17 protein-coding genes and 2 pseudogenes are annotated in these 24165 nt (G+C 37.5%); 7 read left to right on the top strand and 12 right to left on the bottom strand.

The features are described from left to right. Positions 1 to 5: 5 nt before the first annotated feature. Together sdhB and sdhE are read left to right on the top strand one after the other, a co-directional pair. The gene (sdhB, locus tag B9N62_RS04225; protein WP_087584519.1) at positions 6 to 971 is read left to right on the top strand and encodes an 8-methylmenaquinol:fumarate reductase iron-sulfur subunit; all 966 of its coding nucleotides are present in this window, start codon (positions 6 to 8) and stop codon (positions 969 to 971) included. A gap of 2 nt (positions 972 to 973) precedes the next feature. After that, the gene (gene sdhE, locus B9N62_RS04220) at positions 974 to 1831 is read left to right on the top strand and encodes an 8-methylmenaquinol:fumarate reductase membrane anchor subunit (protein WP_087584518.1); all 858 of its coding nucleotides are present in this window, start codon (positions 974 to 976) and stop codon (positions 1829 to 1831) included. 136 nt (positions 1832 to 1967) lie between these two features. Here sdhE and htpG read toward each other — a convergent pair whose 3' ends face one another. Beyond that, positions 1968 to 3824 (bottom strand): molecular chaperone HtpG, encoded by a 1857-nt coding sequence (htpG, locus tag B9N62_RS04215; RefSeq protein ID WP_087584517.1) that lies wholly within the window; start codon positions 3822 to 3824, stop codon positions 1968 to 1970. Positions 3825 to 4071: 247 nt separating this feature from the next. Here htpG and B9N62_RS11015 point away from each other — a divergent pair. Further along, positions 4072 to 4968: pseudogene (locus B9N62_RS11015) on the top strand (Cache 3/Cache 2 fusion domain-containing protein); the annotation flags it as partial. Between the two features lie 27 nt (positions 4969 to 4995). Continuing rightward, positions 4996 to 6048, top strand: a pseudogene (locus B9N62_RS11010) (methyl-accepting chemotaxis protein); the annotation flags it as partial. Positions 6049 to 6193: 145 nt separating this feature from the next. Here B9N62_RS11010 and B9N62_RS04205 read toward each other — a convergent pair. From B9N62_RS04205 to B9N62_RS04180, 6 genes are read right to left on the bottom strand one after another with little or no spacing between them, the layout of a single operon-like run. Then, the gene (locus B9N62_RS04205; protein ID WP_257640179.1) at positions 6194 to 6868 is read right to left on the bottom strand and encodes a lysophospholipid acyltransferase family protein; all 675 of its coding nucleotides are present in this window, start codon (positions 6866 to 6868) and stop codon (positions 6194 to 6196) included. Continuing rightward, entirely contained in the window at positions 6849 to 8144 is a 1296-nt protein-coding gene (locus B9N62_RS04200; RefSeq protein WP_087584515.1) for an SH3 domain-containing protein, read from the bottom strand. The genes B9N62_RS04205 and B9N62_RS04200 overlap by 20 nt, the downstream gene beginning before the upstream one ends. Further along, the gene (purQ, locus tag B9N62_RS04195; protein ID WP_087584514.1) at positions 8138 to 8803 is read right to left on the bottom strand and encodes a phosphoribosylformylglycinamidine synthase I; all 666 of its coding nucleotides are present in this window, start codon (positions 8801 to 8803) and stop codon (positions 8138 to 8140) included. Before purQ ends, B9N62_RS04200 begins: the two co-directional genes overlap by 7 nt. Further along, on the bottom strand, positions 8800 to 9036 hold the full coding sequence (gene purS, locus B9N62_RS04190) for a phosphoribosylformylglycinamidine synthase subunit PurS (protein WP_087584513.1): 237 nt from the start codon (positions 9034 to 9036) through the stop codon (positions 8800 to 8802). The genes purQ and purS overlap by 4 nt, the downstream gene beginning before the upstream one ends. Positions 9037 to 9044: 8 nt before the next feature. Then, positions 9045 to 9755: a phosphoribosylaminoimidazolesuccinocarboxamide synthase gene (gene purC, locus B9N62_RS04185; RefSeq protein ID WP_021091373.1), complete on the bottom strand. Its 711-nt coding sequence runs from the start codon at positions 9753 to 9755 to the stop codon at positions 9045 to 9047. Positions 9756 to 9772: 17 nt separating this feature from the next. Further along, positions 9773 to 11089, bottom strand: a complete 1317-nt coding sequence (locus B9N62_RS04180; protein ID WP_374188103.1) for a S41 family peptidase — start codon at positions 11087 to 11089, stop codon at positions 9773 to 9775. A gap of 207 nt (positions 11090 to 11296) precedes the next feature. On the opposite strand from B9N62_RS04180, the gene B9N62_RS04175 reads away from it, so the two are divergent. Further along, entirely contained in the window at positions 11297 to 13870 is a 2574-nt protein-coding gene (locus B9N62_RS04175; protein WP_087584511.1) for an ATP-dependent Clp protease ATP-binding subunit, read from the top strand. A gap of 102 nt (positions 13871 to 13972) precedes the next feature. Here the strand turns inward: B9N62_RS04175 and B9N62_RS04170 are convergent, their stop codons facing one another. Beyond that, positions 13973 to 15511, bottom strand: coding sequence for an inorganic phosphate transporter (locus tag B9N62_RS04170; RefSeq protein WP_087584510.1), 1539 nt, complete (start codon positions 15509 to 15511; stop codon positions 13973 to 13975). Between the two features lie 130 nt (positions 15512 to 15641). On the opposite strand from B9N62_RS04170, the gene B9N62_RS04165 reads away from it, so the two are divergent. Next, entirely contained in the window at positions 15642 to 16544 is a 903-nt protein-coding gene (locus B9N62_RS04165; protein WP_087584509.1) for a Ppx/GppA phosphatase family protein, read from the top strand. Between the two features lie 30 nt (positions 16545 to 16574). Then, positions 16575 to 17006 (top strand): GatB/YqeY domain-containing protein, encoded by a 432-nt coding sequence (locus B9N62_RS04160; protein WP_087584508.1) that lies wholly within the window; start codon positions 16575 to 16577, stop codon positions 17004 to 17006. 590 nt (positions 17007 to 17596) lie between these two features. On the opposite strand, the gene B9N62_RS04155 is transcribed toward B9N62_RS04160, so the two are convergent. The 4 genes from B9N62_RS04155 to B9N62_RS04140 are packed head-to-tail and all read right to left on the bottom strand — an operon-like array spanning position 17597 to position 24154. Continuing rightward, complete coding sequence (locus tag B9N62_RS04155) at positions 17597 to 18943, bottom strand: TolC family protein (protein ID WP_087584507.1); 1347 nt, start codon at positions 18941 to 18943, stop codon at positions 17597 to 17599. Position 18944: 1 nt separating this feature from the next. Continuing rightward, a complete protein-coding gene (locus B9N62_RS04150) occupies positions 18945 to 20873 on the bottom strand; it encodes a MacB family efflux pump subunit (RefSeq protein WP_087584506.1) in 1929 nt (642 codons plus the stop codon). Beyond that, positions 20874 to 22067 (bottom strand): efflux RND transporter periplasmic adaptor subunit, encoded by a 1194-nt coding sequence (locus B9N62_RS04145; RefSeq protein ID WP_087584505.1) that lies wholly within the window; start codon positions 22065 to 22067, stop codon positions 20874 to 20876. A 53-nt stretch (positions 22068 to 22120) separates the two neighbouring features. Continuing rightward, on the bottom strand, positions 22121 to 24154 hold the full coding sequence (locus B9N62_RS04140) for an ATP-dependent helicase (protein ID WP_087584504.1): 2034 nt from the start codon (positions 24152 to 24154) through the stop codon (positions 22121 to 22123). Positions 24155 to 24165: the final 11 nt, after the last annotated feature.

Genomic DNA, 24165 nt, shown 5'->3' with positions numbered 1-24165 from the left:
CTAGGATGAAAATTATTATCGACCGCTTTGACGGAACTAAAAAATATGAATCAACTTATGAGCTAACAAATGAAGAGATCAAAGGCAAAACTCTTTTAACAGTGCTTCTTGATATCAAACAAAAAAAGGATGCGACGTTAAATTTCACAGCATCTTGCCGCTCAGCGATATGTGGAGCGTGTGCTGTTAGAGTAAATGGTCACTCATATCTAGCCTGTGATACGAAGATGAACGAGCTTTTAGCTGAGTATGACAATACAGAGAGCATAAGAATTTCTCCACTTGGAAATTTCAAAGTGATCTCAGACCTCATGGTGGACTGGGAGCCAAGTATCGAAAATTTACGCAAGATTAGGCCTAGTATCACTGCTAAGTCAGAATTTAGCGCAGAAAAAGGCTGTAAACAAAGCCAAAAAGAGTATGAAAAAGTAGCGCTTGAATGGGACTGCATACTTTGTGGAGCGTGCGCTAGTGAGTGTAATAAACTTGAAGCTGATGCGAGCGATTATATGCAGCCATTTGTATTTGTGCATGCTTATAGAGCGGCATTTGACTCACGTAGTAAAGATCCTATGCCGCACCTAAAACCAGCTATAGATAATGGCCTTTGGATGTGCGTAAAGTGCCAAGAGTGCGCTGATCGCTGTCCAAAAGGCATAAGCGCATGTAAAGATATAACTGATCTTCGCATTATGGCTATACAAAAAGGTTTTGATGATGGCATGGGACCAGATCACGCTGAGGCATTCTTAACCGATATAGTTGATGGCTCAGGCAGACTAAATGAGATCAAGCTTGCGCTTCGCTCTGAGGGAGTGTTTAAAAATATGGGCAAAATGGATATCGCTGCAAATTTAATGCTTGCAGGCAAGATGAATCCGCTTCATATCTTTGGAGAAGAGGACATAGAAGGTCATGATGATCTAGTAAAAATGATAAATGCGGCTCGCAAAGCTGCTAGTAAGGAGTAATTATGCAAAACGAATTCGCTTTTTTTCCAGGATGCGTACTCTCTCAAGCAGCTAAAGAGGCTAAGATGTCGCTTGAGGCTATCGCTCCGATACTTGGCTGGAAGCTTCACGAGATAAAGGGCTGGAGCTGCTGTGGTGCCCAACAAGCACAAGACGTGGATCCTATCGCTACGCTTGTGGCAAATGCTAGAAACATAGCGCTTGCTGAGCAGATGAATATGCCTATGCTTACGACATGCTCAACTTGTATGCTAACTCTAACAAGAGCTAAAAGCACGCTTGATAAGGGGGCAAAGGATCGTATAAATACTTTCTTGGCTGAGGGCAATATGAAATATAATGGCTCAACCGAGATCACAAGCCTTCTTTGGGTGCTTTATCAAAACGTAGAAACACTAAGAGCAAAGGTTGTTAAGCCACTTAGTGGGCTAAAAGTAGCGCTATTTTATGGCTGCCATAGCCTAAGACCTGAAAAAGATCTTCACAACAGGGAAAGCTCAGTCAATCCAAAGAGCTTTGAAACCGTTGTAGGCGCACTTGGTGCTACTATTGTACCATTTGAGAAAAGACTTAACTGCTGCGGATTTCACGCTAGTTATCCAGCCGGCACATCTGTAAGAAAAATGTCAAGCCAGATCGTAAATAACGCCGATGAAAATGGTGCTGATGTAGTTGTTACACCATGTCCACTTTGTCAAATGCAACTTGACATCTACCAAGAGAGATATCAAGATGAGAACCACTCAAACGTGAGAAAGCCAATCATTCACCTATCTCAGCTTGTAGGTCTTGCACTTGGTCTATCTGTTGAAGATCTTGGACTTGATCTAAACATCATCGACGCTACCAAGATAGCGTAAATTTTGTCCCACGTCTTTTGGCGTGGGAAATTTAGCTTACACAATTAAATTTTTACCGTAATAAAGATAATAAATATAGGAAATTAAATTTATAGAAGCAGGTTAAAGCCCAAAATTTCTTTTGGGCTTTATAAAATTAGATAGCTTTTATCATAACTTTCGTTAATAGCTCTGAAAATTTAGCTGGATTTTCTAGGCTCATGCCTTCATTTAACCTTGCCATATCAAGAAGTAAAGGTGCGATGTCGTAAATCATAGCCTCATTTTTCTCAAGTTTTGCAAAAATTTCATGGTCAGCATTGATTTCCAAGATTGGTTTAACTTTTGGAGCATTTGCGCTTTGTCCCATTTGTTTTAGCATCTCTTGCATAGCATAATCAGGATCGTTTTTATCATAGATAAGCACCGCTGCTGAGCTTGATAGCCTTGAGCTAAGCTTGACGTCTTTGACTTCATCTTTTAAAATTTCTTTCATTTTAACAAGTGTATTTGCAACTTTACTCTCATCTACCTTTTCATCGCTTTTTATTTCGTCATTGATATCAGCGTGCGAGATAGATTTTATAGGAGTTTTGTCAAATTCATTCACCATTGGCATAACGATCGTATCTATCTCTTCATCCATGATAAGAACTTCTATATCGTTTTTCTTAAAGCTCTCAAGAAGCGGCGAATTTCTTAGCATATTTTCGTTGTTGCCGCTGATGTAGTAGATCGACTTTTGATCCTCTTTCATCGCCTCTTTGTACTCTTTTAAGCTGATAAGCCCGTCTCTTTTTGAGCTTTTAAATAGGCAAAGATCTAAAATTTGCTCTTTTTCAGCGTTAAAGCCATAAAGTCCCTCTTTTAAAACCTTGCCAAATAGTTTGTAAAATTTTATGTATTTATCGCGGTCGTTATCTTTTACTTTTGCAAGCTCGCTTAAAATTTTCTTCACGCTTTGCTCTTTGACACTTCTCATGATCGCATTTTCTTGTAAAATTTCACGGCTTACATTTAATGGCAGATCCTCGACATCAATGATACCCTTGATGAATCTTAAATATGGTGGCAAGAGTTCTTTTGCGTCATCTGTGATGAAAACTCTTTTCACATAGAGCTTCACGCCACTTTGGTAATCAACTCTAAATAGATCAAACGGCTCGGTGCTTGGCACATAAAATAGTGTCGAATACTCGATCTTACCCTCGGCCTTTGTGTGGATGTAAAGGAGCGGATCACTGCTGTCGTGTGAAATTTGCTTATAAAAGTCGTTGTAGTCTTGCTCTTTTAAGCTGGCTTTATTTAGCCTCCAAAGCGCATTTGCCTTATTTATCTGCTCATTTTTAGTCTCATAAGTGCCCTCTTTTTCGCCTTCTTTTGGAGCGACATAGCTTTGTTTATCCATAAATATAGGATAAGGAATGTGATTTGAATACTTCTTGACTATTTCTTCAATACGCCAAGAATTTGCAAACTCATCATCGTTTAAGTGCAAGATGATGTCCGTTCCAAAGCTATCTTTTTTAGCATCTTCTATCTCGTAGCTTTTTGCATCAGATGTCCATTTATAGGCTTTGTCGCTAAGTGCTCGTTTGCTTATGACCTCGATCTTGTTTGCCACCATAAATGCTGAGTAAAAGCCAACACCAAACTGACCGATTAGTGAGCTATCTTTTTTAGCATCGCCACTTAAATTTTTCATAAAGCCCTTTGTGCCGCTTCTTGCTATCGTACCTAAATTTGCTATAAGCTCGTCCTTATCCATACCGATGCCATTGTCGCTGATGGTTAAAGTCTTAGCTTTCTCATCTACTTTGATGTCGATCCTTGGAGTGTAGCTCAGACTTTTATACTTTTCATCGGTCAAGCATAGGTAGTTTAGCTTATCAAGTGCGTCGTTTGAGTTTGAGATGAGCTCTCTTAAAAATATCTCTTTATTTGAGTAAAGAGAGTGGATCATCAAATTTAAAAGGTCATTGACCTCTGTTTGAAATTCAAATTTATCTGCCATTTTTCTTTTCCTTGTTTTAAAATTTTTGGCAGATTATAACACAAAGTGATAAAAATATACTTAACCTTGATAGTATTACTATCAAGGTTTTTAAATTAAATTTTTAAAATGGTTTTAAAAAAGTTATAATTTATGAATAAAATAATAATGATAATTTATTAATTGTTATTAATTATGCATTCTTGTATAAAGTTTATTTAAAATAGTGCTATAATCAAGGCGAAAATTTTTGGAAAAAGGAGACAAAATGAATTTACGAAGCATTTTGGTAAAAGTTTCAGCAACGATTGCTATGGTTTTGGCAGTATCTATGACATGTTTTGTTGTATATACATCAAATATTTTAGAGCGCGAGATAAAAGATGGTGTGCTTACAACAGTAGAACAAAACGTCCAGCTTGCTATGAATACGGTTAAATTATTTGAAAAAGATAATGTAAGTAGTACAGAGCTAATAATGAGTGTTTTTAAAGAGATGATTGGAAAAATTTCAACTAATCACCAGATGAGCAAGACTGACAAATACGAAGCGATAGAACTAATATCTCAAAATGGTATTTTAAACAACAACTACGATATTCTAGATAAATTTAATAAAGCTACAAAAGGTGGAATTTCAACCATTTTTGCAAAATCGGGTGATAATTTTTTAAGAGTTAGTACATCGGTGACGAAGGCTGATGGTAGTAGAGCTGTTGGTACGATGATTGACAAAAACGGTCAAGCCTATAAAAATATCATGAATAAAGAGAGGTATGTAGGTGTTGTAAATTTATTTGGACGCAACTATATGAGTATTTATGATCCTATTATTGAAAATAACGAGGTAATAGGAATTTTATTTGTTGGTTATGATCCTACCGAGGGATTAAACAATATGAAAAAGACTTTTTCTGAGATGAAACTTGGTAAGCATGGATATTTTTCTCTTTACAATACTAAAACTGGAAAATTTGACTTTCATCCAACCAAGGCAAATCAAGAGCTAAGTAGTGAATTAAAAACTACTATGGATAATATTGTTAAAAAAGGAAAGGGTATTGAGCCTATTATAATTGATGGGGTTGACTGCATAGTTGCTTTTGAGTCATTTGATAAGCTAGACTGGATGGTTTTAGGTTCAGCTGTGACTGATGATTTTTTAACACCATTAAAAGTAGTTAGTAAAAATTTCATCATAGCAAGCGTCATAGTTACCTTACTTTTGATAGCTGTTTCGATGTTCTTGCTTAAGAAGATGGTTGCAAGTCCTATCGATAGACTAGGAACAAATTTAAATGCGATAACATCTGATTTTACAATTAAAATTCCTATTTATGGTAAAGACGAGATAGCTAAGATAAGTAGAGATATAAATGATTTTATTGAAAGAATAAGGGTATTAATAAGTGATACAAAGCACCTTTCAAGTGAAAATAGCTCCGTTGCGAATGAGCTTAGTTCCACATCTCTTCAGACAGGCAAACGTGTAGAAAAATCAACTGAAATAGTAGAAGAGACAAATCAAAGATGTAAAGTAATGCAAGAAAATATGAAAGAATCTTTAGCAGTAGCTCAAGCTGGCAAAGATGACCTTCAAAAAGCAAGCACACATATAAAAACGGCAACTGAAGCCATAAGATCACTATCAGCGCAGATTATTGACTCTGCTAATGTAGAAAATCAAATGGCTGATAAGATCGATCAGCTTAGCCGTGATGCCGAGCAGGTAAAATCGGTCCTTGTTGTTATCAATGATATAGCTGATCAGACAAATTTGCTTGCACTTAATGCCGCTATCGAGGCTGCAAGAGCAGGTGAGCATGGACGCGGTTTTGCCGTTGTTGCTGATGAAGTTAGACAGCTAGCTGAGAGAACTCAAAAGAGTTTAACTGAGATAAATGCTACTATTAACGTCATTGTCCAAGCGATCAATGATAGTAGCGAGCAAATGGGTATCAACTCTAAACAGATCCAAGAGCTAACTCACGTGGCAAGCGACGTTGAAAAAACTATAAATGTTATGAGTGAGACGATGAATAACGCCATAGCAATGTCTGATAAGACTATGCAAGACTACATCGCAACTGGCAAAAATGTAAATGAAATCATGGAAGGCATCTCAAATATCAACCAAATTTCATCTGAAAATGCTAGAAGTGTCGAAGAGATAGCTTCAGCAGCAGAACATCTAAACAAGATGACAGATGCATTAAATTCAAAACTTAGTGTCTTTAGAACTTAAGAACTTATCTACAAAACTAATATTTTTAGGTCTAGCTCTCTGCTAGACCTTTTTAAATTTATTGATAAAAATTTCTAGTGTATAAAGTCAAATTTTTATAGATAATGATATAGAGTAGGGGCTTTGCAAATTTGCAAAACTAAATTTATTTTCTATTTTCGTCTAGGACTTTTTGCATACTCTCTCTAGTCGCCTCTAGCCAGTTGTCTTTTGAAGTATCGACTAAATCAAGACAAAAGAGCTTGATATCTGCTTTTTTAAAGCTAAATTCTTTTACTTTCATCGCATCGCTTCCTACAATAACGATAGGCTGAACTTTTAAATTTAGCTTTTCAACTAGCATCTTTGCGCCACCTTTAAAAGGCAAAAGCTTATTGGTTTGAGATCTAGTTCCTTCGGGAAATATAGCTAAGACGCGACCATTTTCAACCCTATCTTTTGCTTCGCTTAAAAGCTTTATAAGTGAGTGTTTATTTTCACGCTCAACCGCTATCATTTTTGGCAAGCTTAAAATTTTACCAATTATAGGAATTTTACCGATCTGTGCCTTTGCGATCCAGCAAACATTTTTTGGGTGTAGCTCTTCGATGACAATGATATCAAGCATACTTTGATGGTTTATGAGTAAGATATTTGCCTCATCACTAAAATTACCTATCACTTCAAGTTTATATCCACCAAAAAACCTTTGTGATCTTCCCCAAAATTTTCTTATGGCTCTATTTTTGTCATTAAATAGCCACATAAAAAAGACGACTAGAACAACGCTGATAACAAACTCAATAGCAAAAAATAAAGCTCTAATTTTTGACAAGATTATCCTTTTTTACCCAGCCAATCTTACCATCAGTAAATAAAATTTTTGAGTAGTCGTCTTTTGTATCTAAAATTTCAACATTTTCATTTTTACGAGATGTGTAAAAAACAGTTGAATTTTTAGTTGGAAGGATAGTGACACTCACATCTGGCTTAAGCACTGCTTTGCCAAAAGGGTTGTAGGTGTAAATTCCAAGTGCTATAAAAATGGCTGCTACGAAAAAGTAGCTAAGCCTTCTGCGCCAAATAGCTAATAATATAAAAATTACCGCACAAGAGTAGATCATGGCATCTTTATAGGTGCTAAACTCGCTTTGTTTTGGGTTTAGTCCGATCTGTGTGCTGACATCGTCATCTTCGACACTCACTGGCAAAGAAAAGCTTTCAAATTTAGCCTTTTTTAGGTTGTAGTAGTTAAAGTCAAGCGATTTTTTATTTGGCTTAAATACTGCAAAATAATATGCGCTTTGTGAGTTAAAGTCGCCATTTATCGTATCTACGCCTTGCTTTAGGATTGTTTTATTTTCTATATTAAAAGCACTTAGATCTACGTTGTTACCATAAATTTCTACAACCATGATATTGTTTATATCATCAAATTTTGTTGTCTTAAATTTCTTAACTTCAAGATTATCAGCCACGATGTGGTTGTAGTTCTCATCATTTCTAAGCTCTTTTAGCTTTGGTAAAAAGATATTTATACTTGAGCTTTGATAGTTTTCGCCATTTCTTTTTAGGGTTAAGCTAACTTTTAAAGTCTTTGCATCAATGCTTGTTGCCTCAAGATAAAAAGTACCTACATATTTGTTGTCTTCGCTTTTTACCCATTGAAAATTTTTCTTATTTAGCCATTTGATATTTGTTTCATCAAGCTGTGTCTCAAACTCAAACTCAAAATCATTTTGTGTATCAGCCACTATCTCAACACTAAAAATTTCTCCTATAACAACATTTTTTGGTACATTTGTGGCTTTTAAAAGAAGCTCTTTTACTTTGATCTTGTCATATACTTGATTGTCTGGGACACTAATATCTGGCTCATTTGTTGGCACGATGTTTCGCATCTGCTCTGGAGTGATACGCTCTGGCTGTGGTGATACAAATTTTCTTGAAAAATCTTGTTCTTTTGGCGGTTTTTGAGTTTTTGGATTTGAAGTAGGGCTATTTACAAATTTATCCTCCCTAGCTTCGTCCATCATGTCAAAAACGCTTACTTCGTCGGTATTTATAGCAAATAAATTTAGTACGAGTAGGGAAATAAAAAGAAAATGTTTTACCAAACTAGACCTTTTAGCATCTTCATACCATCATCTGTACCTAAAATTTTCTCACAAGCACGCTCAGGATGAGGCATAAGACCAAAAATCCTTTTGTTCTCATCGCAAATTCCAGCTATATTGTCGACTGAGCCGTTTGGATTTATTTCGTTGCCTTTAGCATCACAGTATTTTAGTAGTACTTGATCGTTGTCATAAAGGCTTTTTAGAGTGTTTTCATCAGTATAATAGTTGCCCTCGCCATGAGCGATAGGGATATTAACCACTTCATTTTTGGCTAAATTTGCTAAGAATTTATTGTTATTTGAGATTACCTTTAGGTGGTGATATTTTGAAACGAAATTTAAATTTTCATTTCTTCTCATTGCACCCTTTAAGAGCCCAAGCTCAAGCAGCATCTGAAAACCATTGCAAATTCCTAAGATATAGCCGCCTTTTTTTGCATGCTCTTTTACAGCCTGCATCGCTGGGCTAAATTTAGCTATCGCAGCTGTTCTTAGATAATCTCCATAGCTAAAACCGCCTGGAAGTACGACTAGATCAGTATCAATCTTATCTTCTTTGTGCCAAATGATCTGTGTTTGGCATCCAAGTAATTTAAATGCGTGAGCTGTGTCTTCTTCGCAGTTTGTGCCAGGAAAAAGTATTATCGCTACTTTCATAGTACGATCTCATAGTCTTCGATGACGGTATTTGCTAAAAGCTCTTCACACATCACTTTTAGCTGCTCATTTGCTTTAGCTTTATCGTTCTCGTTGATATCTAAAACGATTTGTTTGCCTATTCTGACATTCGATACACCGCTAAATCCAAGTGAATTTAGCGCGTGTTCCGCTGCCTTACCAGCAGGGTCAAGGACCCCACTTCTTAATGCTATATTTACAACAGCTTTCATTTTTGTCCTTAAGAGAGAATTCTTCTTAAAACTTCTTCGTAAGCGACTTTTACGCTACCAAGGTCTTGTCTAAATCTATCTTTGTCAAGTTTTTCATTGGTTTTAGCATCCCAGAATCTACAACTATCAGGGCTTATCTCATCAGCTAAAATGATATTGCCGTCTTTGTCGATACCAAATTCTATTTTAAAATCAACTAGTTTTAGATCTCTTTCGGCAAAAAATTTAAATAATATAGAGTTAATCTCTCTTGCTGTATGTCTTAGAGTTTGAAGATCTTTTTCGCTCTTTACTAATCCCATGATAATACAGTGCTCATCTGTTACTAATGGATCGTGCAAATCATCGTTTTTGTAGTAAAACTCAACGAGAGTAAAAGGTAAAACTGTGCCTTCTTTTATACCAAGTCTTTTGCTTAGTGAGCCAGTTGCGATATTTCTCACAACAACTTCAAGAGGTATGATCTCGCATTTTTTGACTACTTGTTCAGTGTCGCTAATAGTCTCAACTAGGTCAGTCACGATGCCTTTACTCTCCAAAAGCTTAAAAAGCTGTGTTGAAATTTTATTATTTAATGCGCCTTTACCAGCTTCGTTGCCTCTTTTTTGAGCATCAAATGCTGTTAGATCGTCTTTAAATTCAGCCACAAGCAGATTTGCATCGTCTGTGGCATACATTTTTTTACCTTTTCCCTCGTAAATAAGTTCTCTTTTTTGCATGGAGATCTCCTTCTAATTTATTGTTTTATTTTTAAAATTTTGATCGTATCAATCGCTGTTTTTAATTGAATATCTTCATCGACTTTTTTTTGCGTGATTATCTTTTTATCATCTTTTGCTTCAGTTTTATTGCCCTCGCTTGTAGGATTTATCTTGTTTAGCTCGCTTTTTAGGTGCGCTTTTAGCTCACTCTCTTTGATGCTAAATGCACTGTCGTCACTTTGTGGCACTTTACCAGGATGCACGACTACATCAGGTGTTACGCCAACTGCTTGGATAGTTCTGCCACTTGGCAAATAGTATCTTGCGATAGTTAGTCTTAGTGCTTCGGTGTCATCTATCGGAAGGATTACTTGAACACTTCCTTTGCCAAAGGTATTTTCGCCAATTATTACAGCACGTTTATGATCTTGAAGTGAGCCGCTTACGATCTCGCTAGCACTAGCACTTCCGCCATTTACTAGTGCAACAAGTGGTAGTTTTGAAAGAGTTTTACTCGCACTTGCTTTATACTCTACATTTTCAGATGCGTCGCGACCTTTTTGAGAGACGATGACGCCGTTATCTACAAAAAGATCCACTAGATCGACAGCTTGATTTAAAAGTCCGCCAGGATTATTTCTAAGATCAAGTATGATGCCACTTGCTTTTGGATATTCTTTGATTGCTTCTTTTACCTTTGTAACGACGTTTTTGTCAAAATTTGTGACGCGTATATAAAGGATGTTATCATTTTCTATCATTTTTGCATAGACAGACTCAACCTTTATAAGATCTCTTATGATCTTTACGTCAAATGGTTTTTGCTCGCCTTTTCGCAAAATTGTGATAGTTATTGGAGTTTTTGGCTTGCCGCGCATTTTATTTACAGCTTCATCTATCGTTGTGCCGATAGTTGAGTTGCCATCGATCCTTAAAATGATATCGCCTGATTTTATGCCTGCTTTATCAGCCGGGGTATCTTCTATCGGTGAGATAACGGTTAGTGCGCTATCTTTCATACCAACTGTTATACCAAGGCCACCAAATTCTCCGCTTGTTTGCACCTGCATATCTTTGTAAGCTTTTTCATTTAAAAAACTTGAATGAGCATCTAAATTTTGCATTAACCCTGCTATGGCTTTATCAATGATCTCTTTAAATTTAATGTCATCAACATAGTATTTTTCAACGGTTGAAATTGTTTTTGTAAGCTTTGAAAGTGCTTCAAGCTTCGCACTTGCTTCGTCTTCACCCTTTGCAAAAAGTGCATTCACTGCTACGCTTGAGATAAGCAAAGCACCTGTAATTTTTAGTGCAAAAAATCTACTAAATTTATTCAAAATTTCTCCTATAATTTTTGGCTCAATTCTATTAGCTTTTGGCTAAAAAAAGTATAAATTTAAGCTTATATTTTTGCTTTTGGATAGTTTTTGATACAAATTTATGACAGCAAATTTTAGCAATTAAATAAAAAGAGTGACAAGCATTATAAAAATACTTGACAATACAAGACTAAAGTTATATAATGGCGACCATATAAAATAATACAAGGAGATTTAATGGCTGATATAACAGAAAATTTAACAGCTCAGATGCAAGAAACTCTTGAAAAAGGTATTAGTTTAGCGATATTCTCTAAAAACCCACAAGTTGTTCCGCTTCATATTTTTTGGGCTTTGCTTGCAGATAGCAATTCCATTTTAAACCAAGTGTTTAATAAAATGAATGTAAGTAAAGACGCTGTCGAGCTTGAAGTAAAAAGTAAAATTTCTTCACTTCCAAGTAGCTCAAATGTTACAAAAGATAACGTTTCAGTTTCAAGAGAGCTTATAAATTCTCTCGAAAATGCAAAAGCGTTGATGGTAAGCATGGGCGATAGCTACATAGCTGTTGATACATGGATCATCTCGGCTCTTGAGCTTAGTGAGATCAAACAAATTTTAAGCAAATTTTGCGACATTTTGGAGATCAAAAAGAACCTTGAGAGCATAAGAGGTGGTAAAAAGATAGATAGCCAAACTGGCGATGATACTCTTGATAGCTTAGAGAAATTTGGTATCGACCTCACGCAAAAAGCGCTAAATAAAGAGCTTGATCCAGTCATCGGCCGTGATGAAGAGATCACTAGAATGATGCAAATTTTAATAAGAAAGAGCAAAAATAACCCTATATTATTAGGTGAGCCAGGTGTTGGTAAAACAGCTATCGTTGAGGGTCTAGCTCAAAAGATAGTGGCTCGCGATGTGCCAACAAGTCTTGCAAACAAGCGTGTTATCGCGCTTGATATGAGTGCAGTTGTAGCTGGCGCAAAGTATAGAGGCGAGTTTGAAGATAGGTTAAAAGCTGTCATTGACGAGGTCAAAAAAGCTGGCAACATCATACTTTTTATAGATGAAATTCACACCATCGTTGGAGCTGGTGCGAGCGAGGGTGGAATGGACGCTGCAAATATCCTAAAACCAGCTCTTGCGCGTGGCGAGCTTCACGCTGTTGGTGCGACAACATTGAAAGAGTATAGAAAATACTTTGAAAAAGACGCAGCACTTCAAAGACGTTTTCAACCAATAGACGTCAAAGAGCCAAGTGTAAATGAGGCACTTCAAATTTTGCGTGGTATAAAAGAGCGTCTTGAAGTTCATCACGGCATCACGATAACTGATAGTGCGCTAGTTGCCGCAGCAAGGCTAAGTGATCGCTACATCGCAAACCGCTTCTTGCCAGATAAGGCGATAGATCTTATCGACGAGGCAGCAGCTGAGCTTAAGATGCAAATAGAGAGCGAACCATACGAGCTTTCAAAGATAAAACGCGAGGTCGTAACGCTTCAAGTAGAAAAAGAAGCTCTAAAGATGGAGGATGCGGACAAAAACAAAGAAAGACTTGGCGAGATCGAAAAAGAGATCGCTGATCTAAACGAGAAAAAGCTAGCGCTTGATACTAAATTTGAAAACGAAAAGGCCGTTTTTGGCGGAATTTCAAAAGCGACAAAAGAGATCGATAGCTTAAAATCACAAGCTGAGATAGCAAAAAGAAATGGCGATCTTCAAAAGGCTGCCGAGATAGAATACGGCAAGATAGCAGACGCCAAAAAGCACAAACACGAGCTTGTAGAAAAATGGGAGCACATGAAAAAAGAGGGCGTGCTTCTTAAAAATCAAGTCGATGAAGAGCTTGTGGCTGAAATTTTGAGCAAATGGACCGGAATTTCAGTTAAAAAGATGCTAACAAGTGAAAAAGAGAAATATTTGCACATCGAAGAGCATCTAAGAGAGAGCGTTGTCGGTCAAGATGACGCACTACACGCACTTGCACGTGCTGTTAAGAGAAACAAAGCAGGGCTAAATGAGGGTCAAAGACCGATTGGTTCGTTTTTATTTCTTGGACCAACAGGCGTTGGCAAAACTCAGTCTGCTAAGGCTTTGGCTAAATTCTTATTTGACGACGAGAAGGCACTTATCCGCTTTGATATGAGCGAATATATGGAAAAACACAGCGTGAGCAGGCTTCTTGGTGCGCCTCCAGGATATGTAGGCTACGATGAAGGCGGTCAGCTAACAGAGGCAGTTCGCAGAAGACCATACTCAGTAATACTTTTTGACGAGGTTGAAAAGGCTCACAAGGACGTATTTAACATACTTCTTGGCATACTTGATGATGGGCGAGCGACTGATAATAAGGGTGTAACGGTTGATTTTAAAAACACGATCATCATTTTAACTTCAAACATCGCTTCAAATTTCATAATGGAGCTAAAGGGCGAAGACCGCGATGTAGCTGTTAAAAACGAGCTTAAAAACTACTTTAAACCTGAGTTTTTAAATAGACTTGATGACACTATCATCTTTAATCCTTTGAATGAAGAGGGTCTAATCTCTATCGTCGAGATCATGTTTAAAGAGCTTGAAAAAACTCTTCACAACCGCGGTATCAAAGCAGTTTTAAGCGAAGAGGCTAAGAAATTTATTGCAAAAGCTGGCTTTGACATAGTTTATGGCGCAAGACCTCTTAGAAGAGCGCTTTATGAGCTAGTTGAAGACAAGATCGCTGATATGATCTTAAAAGATGAGCTTGAAAGTGGCGATGAGATCACCATTGATAGCGATAGCGAGAAGATCATCATTAAGAAAAAATAACTTCAAATTTACTTGGCAGGTTGGATCAACTTGCCAAGCTTTCATATAAATTTATACAAAAAATATCTAGAAATAGGGCGATTTTGCAATCCAAAAATATGCCTAAACGCCTAAAAATTTAGCAAGGGCAAAATAAAATATAGCCGATGAGATAGCAGCTGCAGGAAGCGTGATGAGCCAAGCTAGGATGATAGGTCTTACCATTTTCCAGTTTGCATTTTTATTTACGATGCCGATACCTAAAACCGCACCTATTAGGATATGAGTTGAGCTAACTGGTATGCCAAGCTTTGTGGCTAGAAGTATGACGATACTTGAGGCAAGCTCGGCGCTAAAGCCAGTTGTCGGTAAAATTTCAGCTAGTTTTGAGCCGATGGTGGTGATGACCTCTTTGCCTAAAAACCAAAGTCCAACGACAAGCGAGATACCAAAGGTTACCATTGCGATACTAGGTATGGGCGAGCTTTCATTTATAGAGCCAGTCTTTAGCACATCAAGCACAGCTGCAAATGGTCCAACTGCATTTGCGATATCGTTTGCACCATGTGAAAATGCAAAAGATGAAGCGGTAAAAATTTGAAACCATGAGAAAATTCTATTGATGCTCTTTTCGCTATCGTTTTTACTCATGACGTTTATGATAGCAAGGCTTGCAAGATACGCTAGGGCACCGATAACAAAGATGATCCAGACTGTTTGGATGATGCTAAAGGCTAAATTTATATGCTCAAGCCCTTTAAAAAGCATCATTGATGAGATGACCATTGCGGCAAATCCAGCGATGATCGGGATGTGTTTTTTCATCGCTTTAAAGGTATCTATCTCTTTTTCGCTATCTTTCATGATGCGAATTTTTGAGCGGTATTCGCTGTATTCAGTGGTTTCAATCTCGTCCTCATCGATAACTGCGATCTTTGAAAGAGTGGCTATCTGCTCCTCAGCTGGCTTTGTTTTAAGCGCTTTTATGAAGCTTTCTTTATAGGCTTTTCTCTCAGCTTTTAACGCTTTTAAATTTGTCTTTAGCTCGTGCGTTGGCTCGATTATTTTGCTATTTACATAGCCAAATATAATGTAAGACATCACGCCGCCAAGCAGTGGCGAGATGACCCAGCTAACGGCGATCCTGCCGATCTCGCCCCAAGAGACCATATTAAATGGCTCAGGGTCTTTTATCATAAATCCCATAGCAAGTCCTGCGCCAACGATACCGCCAACTATCGAGTGAGTGGTCGAGACTGGTAGACCTTTTTTGGACGCGTAAAATAGCCAAAGGCCTGAGCTAAGAAGGGCTGAGATCATGATGATGACAAATTTCATCGGGTTTAGATCGCTTGGAAATTTCACGATCTCGTTTCTAATCGTATTTGTAACCTCTGATCCTGCAAATATCGCACCGCTAAGCTCAAAAATAGCTGCGATGATGAGAGCTTGCTTAAGCGTAAGAGTCTTAGCGCCAACGCTTGTGCCAAAGCTATTTGCAACGTCATTTCCACCGATATTAAAAGCCATAAAAAGACCAAACATGCCAGCGATCAAGAATAAAAAGTAGTTATTTGTCGGGATGTACTGATAGCCCCAAACGAAAAATCCAACGCTACAAATTGCAAAAATAACAAATGCTAATAAGTTATCTCGAAGCAATCAAGCCCCCTTATAAGGTTTTTGATAGGGATTATATCTTGAAAAATATTAAAGTTTTTAGAATTTTTCAACTTTAAATGATACTAAATTATCATATGTTAGAATCTACAAAAATTTTTAAGGATAAATTTTGGTTATAGCGATCGATCTTGGCTCAAACACATTTCGCGTAGCACTTGTCAAAAAAGAACAAAATGGCTTTAGTAATGAGCAAATTTATGAAAAGATAGTAGGAGCTGCAAGGGGTTTAAATGAAAGTGGTAAGATAGCAGATGAGTCTAAAAATAGGCTCTTTGAAGCGATAACAGAGGCTAAAAATAAATTTGACTTTGATAAATTTAAATGCGCAGCAGTCGCGACTGAGGCTTTTAGGGTGGCATCAAATAGCGGAAAAATTTTTAGCGAGATAAGAGAGAAATTTGGCATAAATTTTCATATCATCAGTGGCAAAGCAGAAGCAAAACTTACATTTTTGGGTGTTCAAAATGCTTTTAAAAAGCTTAGAATAAATGAAAATTTTAGCGTCATTGACATCGGTGGAGCAAGCTCAGAGATCGGTGAAGATGGAAATTTCATGAGCTTTAAATTTGGCATTATTACATTTTTTGAGAAATTTAAAACGCTTGATTTAATGCAAGAAAATGCAAAAATTTATACAAAAGATGCAAAAGAATTTTTAAATAGCTTAAGAAATAGATTTATCGTGCTGACTTCTGGCGTACCAACTACTATCGCAGCGTTACGACTTGGACTTAACTACGAGAACTATGATCCAAAAAAAGTAAGTGGATTTGAGCTTAAAAATGACGATCTTGCCTGGTTTATGGATGAGCTTTTAAAGATGGATGATATAAGCGCTGACGTAGCGGTTGGAAGAAACAGAAAGTATCCACTCATCGCTGGAACCTTACTTTTAGAGGAGCTTCTAGGCGAGCAAGAAGCAAAATTTTTAGTTATAGATGATGGGCTTAGAGAGGGTGTTGGGGTGGCCTATCTGCAAGGAAAATTTCAAGAAATTATCACAAATTTTTAGTTAATATTTCAAAAATTTAAAGGAGAGGAAATGAGTATAAGAGAGCAAATTTTAGCTGATATAAAAGAGGCTATGAAGGCAAAAGATGAGTTTAAAAGAGACACTTTAAGAACGCTAAATGCAACACTTAAACAAGTTGAAGTCGATCAAAGGATCGAAATGACTGATGAAGTGGTACTCCCACTGCTTCAAAAGGAGATCAAAAAGAGGGCTGACTCGGTTGAGCTTTATATAAAAGGTGCTAGAGAGGATTTGGCTAAAAAAGAGCAGGGCGAGATTGAGCTTATTAAGGCATATTTGCCAGTACAACTAAGTGATGAAGAGCTTAAAGAGAAAATAAAAAAGATTATTGAAAGAGCTGGTAAAAATTTAGGCGCTGTAATGAAAATGGCAAAAGATGAGATCGGAGCAAGTGCTGAAGCAAAACGCATAACTATGATCGCAAAAGAGCTTTTGGCTTAAAATATACAATCTTATAAAACTTTTAATTTTGAAAACTTACTTCTAAATGTGTAAGTTTTCAAAAAATCAAATACGACTTTCATTTTAAAAAGATAATTTTAAAAGCATAATACTTATTATGAATATTGTTAAAAGGTAAAATACAAGCTTTTTTATATATTTGTATTGAAAACTATAATTTTCAAATTATTATTTTAATTTTCTTGTTTTTTCTTTTAAATAAATTTAAATATTGATTTATAGGCTTATTTTGGATTTTATCTTTTGTATGATTTAATTTATCCATTAAATTTGATGTAAAAATATTTGTAAAAAATCAGTTAAAATTTACAATTTTTAAAAATAATAGATTTTTGTTGTAGTTTAAAAATTTAAGCGATTGTGGTAGAAAATTTAGCTAACCTATTTTTTAAATTTAACTAAAGAAAGAATATACGGACATTCAGTGTATATTCTTTAGTATAAAGATTGGTGAGTCTAAAATTTCTAGCATATCTTCTCATAAATGAGAGAAATTTCACAACTTTTTTTGCTTGTTTTAGTTTTATCTGCGCTAAACTCGTTTGTCTCATAGCTCCAAACTAAGAAATTTACCTACTAAATTTACCAGCCATGGCTTTGTAGATATTTAGCTCGTCTTGTAAAAGCGTGTATTTTGCTTTTAATAGCCCTATTTTAGCCTCTAGCTCGCTGTTTTTAGCCTCCAAAAACTGCTTTAGCTCGACTTTGCCGTAGGAGTATTTTAGCTCGTAAATTTTTGAAATTTCCTCATAGTTTTTTATCTGCTCTTGATAGTTTATAAGCAGCGCTTCGTCGTTTAGATAGCCTTTGTAAAATGCGTCTATTTCGTTTAATGCGCTATTTAGAGTGCTTATGTAGTTTAGTTTTGCAAGCTCGAAATTTGCCTCACTTACTTTTAAATTTGACTTTAGTTTAGAGTAGTTTAAAAACGGTAAATTTAAAGCGATGTTGCCATTTAGAAATTTAAGATTAAACGCTTCGTCTTTTTTGTCGGTACTGCTTTTGAGGCTAGCTCCTAGCGTGATGCTTGGATAAAACTCTTTTTGACTAGCTTTATAGTTTAGGATGCCCGCTTCTATGCGGTAAATAGCCGCTCTTAGGTCCGGGCGATTTGCTATGGCGCTTGTTGGCACATCTAGATCAACGCCCACACTTTTTACAGGGCTTAGCGTGAGGCCTTCAAATTTAAGCTCAAATTCTGGCCTCTCATTTAGCAAAATCCTAAGCGTTTTTTTAGCGCTCACTAGCTCTTTTTTAGCACTTTCTATCTTATTTTGAGCGCTTAAAAGCTGCGAGTTTATCTGTTTTAGGCTTAACGCTTCCTCTTTGCCAAGCTCAAATTTAAGCCCGACTATCTCATTTAGCTTGTTATAAATTTCTAAAATTTGCTCATAAGTTTTTATGCTCTCGTTTAGATATAAAATTTGAAAATAAGCGTCTGTTACGGAGTTTATTACGCTTAGCTTACTAGCTTCCAGATCAAATTTAGTTGCCCTTGCTTCAAACATCGCTGCATCTTTGCTATTTGCTAGCTTTTGCCAAAGATCAAGCTCATAGCTAAGCCCTATGTTTGAGCTAAAATTTCTACTAGAGGCGCCACCCTCTTTTATATTTTTGTTGCTTGATGCCTCAATGCCAGCGTTAAAGCTTGGGATGAGATTTGCCTCCAAAATTCCAGCTTGAGCGAGTGCTTTATTTATATTTATCGCAGCTTTTGCAAGGTCGGTGTTGTTTTTAAGCGCAAGCTCTACAAGCTCATCAAGGTAGCTTTGATGATACTCTTTCCACCAAGAAGTGTTTAAATTTAGCTCCTGGCTGGCGTTATCTTCAAGTAAAATTTGTTTGTAGTTTTCGTCTATATTTTTAACAGCGCAGCCGCTTAAAACAAGTACTAAAGCTAAGCTTAAAAATTTCATATTACTCCCTTGAAAGCGCATCTATTGGATTTAGTTTTGAGGCATTTTTGGCAGGCATGTAGCCAAAAATGATGCCAATGGCCATCGACGTGACAAGCGCAAGCACGATCGAGCCATTTGAAAAGATCATGCTAAAGCCATCTAAAAAGTTGTTAAAGATGTAGCCGATCGCGTAAGAAAAGGCTATACCGATAGCTCCGCCAATTAAGCAAAGTAGCACCGCCTCTATCAAAAACTGCTGCAAGATGTTGCTCTGCCTAGCTCCGATCGCCATTTTGATGCCTATCTCTTTGGTGCGCTCTGTAACTGAAACTAGCATGATGTTCATCACGCCTATGCCACCAACTACTAGTGAAACTACAGCGATACTTGATATTAGAAGGCGCATTGTGGAGATGGTCTCTTCGATAGTTTGCTTGATGCTATCAGAATTTCTAGTAAAGAAGTCTTTTTTTCCGTGTTTTATCGTTAAAAGATCAGTTAGGCTCTTTTCTGCAATTTGAGCATTTACGCTTTCATTTACTTTTACGGTTATTGAGCTAATAAATTTATCGCCCGTTATCTTATTTATCACAGTCGTATATGGAGCATAAATTTTAAGCGAGCTAGCATCGCCGACTTTAAATTCATCTTTTTGTAAAACACCTATAATGCGAAGTGGTTTTTTATTAAAAAGAATGATCTTACCGATCGGATCTTCGTTTTTAAATATACTATTTTTGGTATTTTGGTCTATTAGTGTGACAGAATCTGAGTTTAAAACCTCGTCCTCATCGTAAATTCTTCCCTTTTCTAGTTTTAGTCCATTTACATCAAAGCTCCCTACTCCACCGCCCTTTAGTGTCGCTGTTAAGGAGATATTTTCATACGTTAGTACGCCTGAAGTGCTTGTGTTTGGAGTGACTGAGTCCAGAAATGACTGTTTTGAGAGCATATTTGCGTCACTTATAGAGAGCGTTTTTACCCTGCCCGAGAGCATATCGCCAAAGCCTTTTCCTGGCATTATGTCGATCGTATTTGTGCCGATCTTTCTGATACCAGCTAAAATTTGCTCCTGTGAGCCTTTGCCAAGAGCTACAACGCTAATGACTGCAGTGATGCCAATGATAATACCAAGCATAGTAAGAAGCGATCTTAATTTATGAGCCAGCATCGCATTTACCGACATTTTAAAGCTTTCAATTAGCTGATCTTTATAGTAGGTAAATTTACTTTTTTCTGGCTGGCTCTGCTTTGTCGCCTCGTAAATTTCGCTACTTTTGACATTGTCGCTTACGATGTTGCCATCTTTTATCTCGATTACACGACTAGCATACTCGGCGATCTTTGGATCGTGTGTGACGATGATGATGGTGTGACCTTTTTTGTAAAGATCAACTAAAATTTCCATCACTCTTAGCCCACTTTTGCTATCAAGCGCACCTGTTGGCTCGTCAGCTAAGATGATCTCGCCGCCATTCATCAGCGCCCTTGCTATGGAGACCCTTTGCTGTTGTCCGCCTGAGAGTTTATTTGGTAAATTTTTAGCCTTTTCGCTAAGGCCAAGAGAGTCTAAGATCTCCATCCCTCTTTTCTCTCGGTCGCTCTTGTTTGCCCCTGCGTAAATGCTAGGAAGTGCGACGTTTTCAAGGGCGTTCATTGTGCTAAGAAGGTTATATCTTTGAAATATAAAGCCAAATTTATCTCGCCTAAGCTTAGCAAGTGCGTCGCTATCAAATTTTGATATATCTTTGCCATCTAGCAGGTACTGCCCGCCACTTGGGCTATCAAGGCAACCAAGGATGTTCATCAGGGTTGATTTGCCAGAGCCAGACTGACCGATAATGGCTATAAATTCGCCCTTTTTTATCTCTAAATTTATGCCATGAAGAATTTCTATTTCATTCTCACCTAGCTTAAAGCTTTTTGTGATATTTTTTAGACTTATCACTTAAAACTTCTTATTTTCTTTTTCGATCATCTTGGCTATTTCGCTTGCTGAGCCTTGTGATGTGATGATCTCGTCGCCATCGTTCACACCGCTAATGATCTGCGTATCGAGGTTGTCTTTTATGCCGGTTTTGACCGCTGTTTTTACCGCTTTGCCATCTTTTAAAACATAGACAAACGTGCCGTTTTCATCTCTTTTAATGCCGATGCTTGGTACGATGATAGCGTCCTTTACGTTTGCTATTAAAAGCTCATTTTGCGTGGTCATGCCTATTCTTAAAATTTTATCTTTATTTTCAACTATGCTTTGCGCGTAATAATAAACAGCTGAGTTGCTTGAAGTGCTTGAGCTTGTGGATTTGCTACTACTGCTAGAGCCGTAGCTACCATCGCTTAATGTCGTTAAGCCAGGGTCGATTGAGCTAACCGTCGTTTGAAATTTTTTTGTTGGCTCAGAGAGGATCGAGTACTCAACTGGCGTGCCGACTTTTATCTTTGTGATGTCGCCCTCAGCTATTTGCATCTTCATCTTGACATAGCTAAGATCTGCGATCTTTACGATAGTTGGCGTAGTTTGATTGGCATTTACGGTCTGTCCCTCTTCGACCTGCACGCTTACTATTATGCCATCTCTTGGGGCGGTGATCTTTGTGTAGCCTAAATTTATCTTAGCAGTACTTAGCTCGATATTTGTCTGCTTGATCTGAGCCTCGAGCTCCTTTATCTTGGCACTATTTGTGCTAAAAGTGTTTTTTGCGCTTTCAAATTCTTGTTTTGAAGTGGCGTTTTTGGCAAAAAGTGCATTTTCTCTATCAAACTGCGTTTTTGCAATGTCTAGAGCCACTTTTGCGCTTTTAAGCTGAGCTTTGTAGATGGCTAGCTGGGCTTCTTTATTATCAATGCTATTTTGCTGGGTCGAACTATCTATACTTGCTATCATATCGCCCTTTTTTACCTGATCTCCAAGCTTAACGTATAGCTTTTTTATCTGACCGCTCACCTGTGCGCCCACATCAACTAGCTCGGTAGCGAAAATTTCTCCAGTGGCATCGACCTTTTTGTTAAATGATCCTCTTTTTGCCTTTTTGGTGATAAACTCCACCTTTTCATCTTTTACCTTAAAAAATTTATCGTAGATAAAATATCCACCGACGCCTAAAATAAGCAGGATTATTAAAATTTTAGATTTTTTCATCGCTTCTCTTTGTAAAAAATTGGTAAATTCTACTTCACAAGAGTAAACACTCTTTAAGCTTCCTCTTTTGCCATGCCAGCCTCTATCAAAAACCTACTTGGTTGGTAGGTCACCTTCTTTATCTTGTCGTATTTTGCGTAGCTAAGATAGAGCTCGTCTTTTGCCCTAGTAACTGCGACATAAAAGAGCCGCCTCTCTTCTTCTAGGCTGCCTCCCATGGACATTAGCTTTAAATTTGGAAAGCGGTTTTGCGCGAGATCGACTATGAAAACTTGGTCAAACTCAAGCCCCTTGCTCGCATGCACGCTGAGCAAGCTAACGCCCTGCCCTTCGCTCATTTCGTTGCTTCCAAGGGCTAAGAAGTTATAAAATTTACTGATATCTTGATATTTTTTAGCTAGCTCGCTTAGCACCACACTCTTTGCCATTATGCGCTCTTTGACCTCTTCTTTTAGGGCAAGATCGACATTGCCGTTTTTTAGAGTTGCTCTTTTTGTGCTGATGTTTTCAACTATGAGCGAGTAAATTTTGCTAGTTTTTATCTCATTTATCATCGTGGCTGGCTTTGAGATATTTCTCATGCCTCTTAAAAAGCTGTAAATTTCATATAAAAACTGCGCTCCACTCTCGCTTAGCTTTTGTAGTTTTAGCACAGGATGACCTAGAAATTTATCGCTAAAGCCAAGCTTGGAAAACCTTGAAATCTCGGCAAATTCGTCAAGATCGTCAAAAAGGCCAAGCTGGTAGTTTCGCCTTTTGTTTGATGAGATATTTACGCTTTCATCTGGCTCGACTATCCCTTTTATCAAATTTCCATGCCCAAGCTTAAGAAGTGCATCAAAAATTTCTTTGCTAACTGCGCTTCCAACGCCCTTTGCGTATTCGCAGATGTGGATAAATGCCATTATATCTTTTGGATTGACATAAATTCCCATGATGTCGATGAGCGCCTTGATCTCACGGCTCTCAAAGAAGCTCACCCCGCCCTTTCGCTTTGAGCCAATACCTCGCTCTTTTAGTGCGACCTCGATGCCATCAGCTGATGAGTTATTTCTAAAAATTATGGCGATATTTTCTCTATTAAATGGCGAGAGCGAGATGATATCAGCGATGTTTTGATACTGATCAAAAAGCTCATTATAGACAAGCAGCCTTGGGGGCTTGAAATTTCCCTCGCGACTAACTGTAAGGTGCTTTTCATAAAGCCTTGGGTTGTTGTTTATCACCTTGTTTGCAAGGGCAAGTATGCTTGAACTTGAGCGGTAATTTACATTTAAAGCGTAGATATTTGCGTTTGGGAAGCGATCTTTAAATGAACCAATGATCTCGATATTTGCGCCGTTAAATGCGTAGATACTCTGGTCAAAATCGCCCACGCAAAAGAGGCTCTTTGTCTTAAATGCGTCTATGAGGCTGCCTTGAAGAGTATTTGTGTCTTGATACTCATCGATCAAAATTTCATCATAAGCTAAATTTGCTCCCTTTTTTAGCTCGTCGCGCATTTTTATGAGAAGGTCGTTAAAGTCAGCGTAAGAAAATTTAGCCTTTTCAGCCTCAAACTCCTCTAAAACATCTTCATAAATTTCAGCATAAACGCCTTGCTCTTCGCTCTTATCGCTTATCCATTTGCCAAATGTTGTGCCTTGCTCGCTGTTTTGAAATAGCGAGTAAAGATCGTATAGATAGGCTCCGCCGTAAGGTTTGACGTCGCTTAAATGGTAAAATTTACGCCTCTCAACAAGACTTTTTAAAAGCGTCTTTAGCTCGCTTGGCTGCTTTAGCGTGACGCCTTTATCAAGGCTTTTTAAAAGCGAAAATGAGACCGAGTGGAAGGTGCCTGCAGTGATTTTGGAGGTGACTGATTTGTCAAAATACCTATTCAAGCGCTCTATCATTTCGCTTGCTGCTTTGTTAGTAAAAGTTAGAAGCAAAATTTTCTCTGGTTTTACGCCTAAATTTAGTAGATGAGCGATGCGTGCGACAATGGTGCTAGTCTTGCCAGTGCCAGCTGAAGCGATGATGAGATTGTGTCCAAATGGCGCAGTTGCGGCGGTGTATTGTTCTTTGTTTAACCTAGATAAGGGCATTGTTTCCTCTT

This window comes from Campylobacter concisus (assembly GCF_002165785.1).
Classification (GTDB): domain Bacteria; phylum Campylobacterota; class Campylobacteria; order Campylobacterales; family Campylobacteraceae; genus Campylobacter_A; species Campylobacter_A concisus_W.
The sequence above is the reverse complement of the archived record's forward strand: the minus strand, read 5'-3'. Positions and strand labels throughout refer to the sequence as shown.